We start from the raw sequence: 5,493 nt of genomic DNA on the forward strand, positions 1-5,493 counted from the left end.
TTCTTCCACCTTATGGATAATCAACAGGCGTGTGTTATGAATTTTATAGAATTCAGCAGGGAATGAATGAACGAAAGCGAATCAGATAATCAGCATAATCAGATAATCAGCATGTTATTATTTTTTATAAAATACAGGGATAGGAAAAGGAGTCGATACAGTAAGATGAACCAGGAAGAATACATCCGTTCGTTATTTGCTCAACCAGATGAAATACTTGCAGATGTTATCAAAAGCATTGAGCGGCAAGGGATGCCATCTATCTCTGTCTCGCCGGAGGGCGGTATATTTCTGACGATGCTTGTACGAACTGCAAATGCGAAGCAAATCCTCGAAATCGGTGCACTTGGTGGATACAGTGGCATTTGCCTGCTGCGGGGACTAAGAGGGGAAGGACATCTAACCTCTCTCGAACTGAAGCAGGAATATGCCGATCTTGCCCATGCAAATTTGAAGAAAGCTGGAGTGGGGGAGCAAGTAACATACCGAATCGGTGAGGCGCTGGATAGTTTAGGGCAATTGGAGAGAGAAGGGAAGACATTCGATTTCTTTTTTATTGATGCCGACAAGCCGAACTATTCCAACTATCTGGAGCATTGTATTCGTCTTGCAAATCCCGGAGCTATTATTGTTGCGGACAATGTGCTGTGGCATGGTCGTGTCTATGATGAAACAGCTCAAGAAGACTCTACGCGAGCGCTTCGTGCTTTCAATGAAAAAATAGCTGGGGATAGCCGACTGGAATCGCTACTCATCCCACTTGGAGACGGTATGGCTATGGCAAGGGTCAAAGAAAAATAGAAGCTTCCAGACTGTCGAAAAAACTTCGGCAGTCTTGTTTTATTGTTTATTCTTTTAAAGTATAAAAATACTACGTATTATAACTCACTGGTGCTGTCGCGCCTTCACGTTTAGAAATGGGGAACTTCTTAGCTAAAAAGTTAAAAAATGTTTCATTCTCTTTTTACGGTGGTAATAATGTAGTATAAACTAACGAAATTACATAAAAGAGGATGGTTGGACGTGAATACTCAAACAATACAAACGAATGAACAGGCATTTCCATTCACCTGGATGGAAGATTTCGAAGAATATTCAACGATGTTGAATAATGAAGCAGAGCGCTCGGAATTGCTTTCCCGCCTGTTGTATGAAAAATATCCGTTTATTAAGCGACTGAACTATGAATCAGGCCAGCCTGTACTTGAGCTTATCTCCAATCAGGAGCTAAAAAAAATTAGGGGCATTAGATTTGGGCACCGTACCAGGGCGAAGAAACTGGTGTTTTTTTACAAAGGACAAGAGCAGCAGGCATGGTTTCCGCAGGTGGAAATTAATGGTGTATTCGTCTTTATTCGCCATGATGAATATCCGGTTCAAGTGGTGGAATGCACGAGTCGGTATCTGGCACTGAAATACGCGCGGCGATTCATGGCTCGCAAACATAAGAGCATAGTATAACGAAAAGCCCTTCTGCAATATCGCAGAAGGGTTTTTTTCCTTATTTTTATATCTCTTAAGCATTGTTTGACGCTTGCTTTCGTTTTTGATCGTTTGACAGCCAACCGAAGCCCCGATTCACAATAAGGGCACACAGTAAAGAAGCCGCAAACGTAGCTCCATAAATCGCTAGCAGATATAATGCCGAGGCTAGTTTGTTATGGAAAATCCAATCAATGGCGAAATTATCATTCATAATCCGGTTCCCATACACAATGAATGCCGGATGAAGCAGATAAATATAGAAGGTAAGACCTTTCTGAAAGCGGAGATGCAGGGCATCAATCACATAATGCAATAGAGTAGCACCTGATACGAGCAGCATGAACGTTGCCAGCACAAAGGTCAGATGGTTGGCTGTGTACAGCTTAGATGAAAGGACAAAGTATACCATACTTAATCCGGACAGAGCCAATAATCCGACCAGAATAGCTTTCTGGCGTTCAAGGAACGTAAAAATAGCTTTTCGATACCAATACAGGAGATGGCCCATGTAAATGGTAAAAATCCATGTTGGCAGAAAGTGACGCACACCTAATTCTAGCCACCCATGGGCTACGATATTAATATACGTATACTGTACAGCAAGGAAAAATACACTGAAAAATACAACCGTGCGCTTTGTTAGAATGCGACGGAATGCATATGCGAATACGTAATATTGACATAGCATAAAAATAAAGTATAAGTGGCCCGCGGTTTGACCGGTAAATATATCTTTCCAATCAGCTGCCTGCAAGGGTATATCTTTGCGCAGAATAAAGAAATATAGAATGCTTGCGAGCAGGAAAGGGATATAAATATATTTTATTTTTCCTTTGAAGAAGCGCTTACCTGATACGTTTTTGCTATTCAGGCTATGAGCTGTGAAAAAACCGGTAATAATCGCCAATAGAACTGTACCGTAGCGGCTAATCTGATTTAGCGCTGCCTCCCAGAATGTCCATTGGATAAAGTCATCAACATCAGCTGTGTAATGGCCGGCAAGGACAAGGAACGAAGACAGAAGCTGTACAAAGAATAGTGAAGCAAAAAGTCGTTTATCCGAATACATATCGTTTCCTCCATTGTAAAGTTGCCTCTGTACCATCTATGCACAGATTATAAGGGTATTAGGTACTATGTCAATGTAAAATCCCCCCTATTAAAGCACAAGGAAAGAAAATAAGCATAAAGTTTCATAAAAGTTCAACTTTATGCATGGTAAGTATAGGGACCGATTTACGGGATAAGCTATAGATGGAGGTGGAAATAATGTCAAAACGTGTAAAGTATACGCCAACGCTTGATCACAAACGCCAGCAAAGCAATCAGGCAACCCCAGGCAAGCAGGATAGCGAATTCGCGAGCTACACGGATACTCAGGCAACACGTATGGACAAGTTACAGCCAGGCGGAGAATCACAGTCCAAGTACCCGCGTCATGAATAAACCTGGCCCCGGCAACCCCGGGGTTTTTCAAAGAGATTGCTATATGTAACAAAAGAAAAAGCCAGCGGTCATACATTGATCACATATTTGTAACCCGATATTAATATGGAGCTCCTATAATATGGATAAATACCTGCTATGAGTTTTATTCTTGCCAGTTGCGGTGTCTTTCTTACATAGAGTTACATATTTTAGCCTAAGGAGAGTGCTGCGGTATGGATTATAATCTTATTGTTTTCAGCGGAATGATCTTTCTAATTGTATGTGCATTACTGGGAGTTGTTCCGGCCTTACTTTATTATGTATTGAAGAAAAACGCAAACGCATAAAGTAAATTGTAATAAGCAAAAACCGTGCCGGGTTAATATAGCAGGCACGGTTTTTTGATGAGGGGAAAAAATGAAAACAGAACACTTTACTGTGTACGCCCCGGATTTGCGTGGCTTTGGTCGTTCAGATAAACCTAATACCCACATCCTTTCCTTCTTATGTTAAGATATCTAACATAAAAAAAGTTGCCTTCTGGATTCACCTTTTCGAATTCGTTATAATGAAAAGGCAAGCAAGAAGGAAAGGATGGACGCACATGAGTGGTATTGTAGGTTTTTTGGGGAATCGCAGTGCGGTTCCGATTCTGCTCGATTGCCTGGATACATTGGATTATCGCGGCTATGATTCAGCAGGTATTGCAGTATCCGATTCGCAGCATATTGAGATTAGGAAGACAGTGGGCAGGGTGAAAGATCTGCGCACGTACCTGCTGCGCGAACCGGTAAAGCAAGGTACGCTGGGCATCGGCCACACTCGTTGGGCCACCCACGGTACGCCGTCGGTAACGAACTCCCATCCTTTAACGGGTTGCGATCATCGCTTTACCGTTGTACATAATGGAATTATTGAGAACTATCCGCAGGTAAGGCGGATGCTTGCAAAAGAAGGCCATATATTTAAAACAGAGACGGATACAGAGGTTATCCCTCATCTGCTCGAAGAATATGATACGGGTGATCTGGAGGCGACGGTACAGAAAGTACTGCCAATGCTAAAAGGTTCTTTTGCGCTGGCGATTATGTCTAAAGCGCAACCGGATACGATTGTTGCAATCTCACAGGATAATCCGCTCGTACTTGGGCTAGGGCGTAAAGAAGCGTTTCTTGCATCCGATATTCCAGCGCTTCTGCCTTACACGCGCCAGATTTATCCGATTAAGAATGGTGAGATAGCTACGCTTACGCCAGGCAAGGTCACCATTAAGCAAATGGATGGCACGGTGGTAGAGCCGGCGTATTCGCTTGCTGATGAAACAGTATACGACATGCTTCAGCATAATTACGAGCATTATATGTTAAAGGAAATTTTCGACCAGCCGAAGGCATTGGAAGATACGCTGGCGAATCGTCTGACATCTGGCGGTGTACAATTGCCTGAGCTGGAGAAGGTATGGACGGCGGAAGCATTGCGGAATTTGCGTAAAATCGATATCGTGGCCAGCGGTACGTCCAACCATGCTGGCATTATCGGAAAAAAAGCGCTGGAAAAAGTACTTGGTCTACCGGTCGAAGTCTCATATTCGTCTGAATTCATCCATGAGCATGCTAGACTCGATGAAAGGACACTGGTTATTCTCTTAAGCCAATCCGGTGAGACGGCGGATACGCTTTCAGCGCTCCGTGAGGCAAAGAAATGGGGCTGTCCGACATTGGCTATTACGAATACAGCGGGAAGCACGATTTCACGTAAGGCGGATTGTACATTGCTGACGAAGGCGGGACCAGAGCTGGCCGTTGCTTCGACGAAAGCCTATACATCACAAATTGCAGTGCTAATGCTTCTGTCCCTCTGGATGGCACAGGAGTTGGAAGCCGGGAATGAGGAACAACGGGAGAAGTTGTTGACAGCACTGAGCCATTTGCCCCGCGACGTAGACTCAACGCTGGTTATGACGCATGATGCGATTGACCAATTTGCCCAGTTAATCGACGATCAGGAGCATATATTTTTGATAGGACGCGGCCTCGACTATGTGCTGGCGCTTGAAGGTGCGCTGAAGATACAGGAGGTGGCGTATATTCATGCAGACGCCTATGCGGCAGGCGAAATGAAGCATGGCACGATGGCACTTATCACGCCAGGCGTTCCGGTGATTGCGCTGGCAACTCAGCGGCGTGTATTTGATAAAACGATCAGCAATATTAAGGAAGTAAAAGCGCGTGACGCATTCGTTGTCGGCATTACCCGTATCGGCGACGATTTGCTAGCGGAGGAAGTGGATGAGGTCATGTATATTCCGGATACGCACCCGCTGCTGATGCCAATTTTGGCTGCAATTCCGCTACAGCTTCTGGCATATTATTCAGGCAAGGTGCGCGGTCATGCGGTAGACCGCCCCCGTAACCTGGCCAAGAGTTTGACGGTTGAATAGTTAAGGAATTATTAGAGGGGTATTGTGTAGATTTAAAATAAAGTTGCGATGAAAATAAATAAGATTTCAAGTAATTATTATGATTAACATTTTGAGGGGCTGTCCTCATAGCCATCAAGTTAAGAACAGGGTATAAAAAG

General features: G+C 43.9%; 5 protein-coding genes. 4 read left to right on the forward strand and 1 reads right to left on the reverse strand.

Going from position 1 to position 5,493, the window contains the following annotated elements; all coding sequences use genetic code 11:
• Positions 1-165 precede the first annotated feature (165 nt).
• Both HMPREF0083_RS12245 and HMPREF0083_RS12250 read left to right on the forward strand, forming a co-directional pair.
• Positions 166-801, forward strand: a complete 636-nt coding sequence (locus HMPREF0083_RS12245) for an O-methyltransferase (RefSeq protein ID WP_040302558.1) — start codon at positions 166-168, stop codon at positions 799-801.
• 222 nt (positions 802-1,023) lie between these two features.
• The gene (locus tag HMPREF0083_RS12250) at positions 1,024-1,461 is read left to right on the forward strand and encodes a hypothetical protein (RefSeq protein ID WP_021621702.1); all 438 of its coding nucleotides are present in this window, start codon (positions 1,024-1,026) and stop codon (positions 1,459-1,461) included.
• Positions 1,462-1,516: 55 nt separating this feature from the next.
• Here HMPREF0083_RS12250 and HMPREF0083_RS12255 read toward each other — a convergent pair whose 3' ends face one another.
• Positions 1,517-2,554 carry an acyltransferase family protein gene (locus HMPREF0083_RS12255; RefSeq protein WP_040302560.1) on the reverse strand — a complete coding sequence of 346 codons (1,038 nt, stop codon included), beginning with the start codon at positions 2,552-2,554 and terminating at the stop codon, positions 1,517-1,519.
• Positions 2,555-2,754: 200 nt separating this feature from the next.
• On the opposite strand from HMPREF0083_RS12255, the gene HMPREF0083_RS28040 reads away from it, so the two are divergent.
• On the forward strand, positions 2,755-2,931 hold the full coding sequence (locus HMPREF0083_RS28040) for a hypothetical protein (RefSeq protein ID WP_155847233.1): 177 nt from the start codon (positions 2,755-2,757) through the stop codon (positions 2,929-2,931).
• Between the two features lie 586 nt (positions 2,932-3,517).
• Positions 3,518-5,353: a glutamine--fructose-6-phosphate transaminase (isomerizing) gene (glmS, locus tag HMPREF0083_RS12260; RefSeq protein WP_040302562.1), complete on the forward strand. Its 1,836-nt coding sequence runs from the start codon at positions 3,518-3,520 to the stop codon at positions 5,351-5,353.
• Positions 5,354-5,493: the final 140 nt, after the last annotated feature.

Origin of the sequence: Aneurinibacillus aneurinilyticus ATCC 12856, assembly GCF_000466385.1 — a bacterium.
GTDB lineage: Bacteria > Bacillota > Bacilli > Aneurinibacillales > Aneurinibacillaceae > Aneurinibacillus > Aneurinibacillus aneurinilyticus.

Coding starts and splice junctions, on each gene's coding strand:
- glmS (WP_040302562.1), top strand. CDS start 3,518: ATGAGTGGTATTGTAGGTTTTTTGGGGAATCGCAGTGCGGTTCCGATT.
- HMPREF0083_RS12255 (WP_040302560.1), bottom strand. CDS start 2,554: ATGTATTCGGATAAACGACTTTTTGCTTCACTATTCTTTGTACAGCTT.
- HMPREF0083_RS28040 (WP_155847233.1), top strand. CDS start 2,755: ATGTCAAAACGTGTAAAGTATACGCCAACGCTTGATCACAAACGCCAG.
- HMPREF0083_RS12245 (WP_040302558.1), top strand. CDS start 166: ATGAACCAGGAAGAATACATCCGTTCGTTATTTGCTCAACCAGATGAA.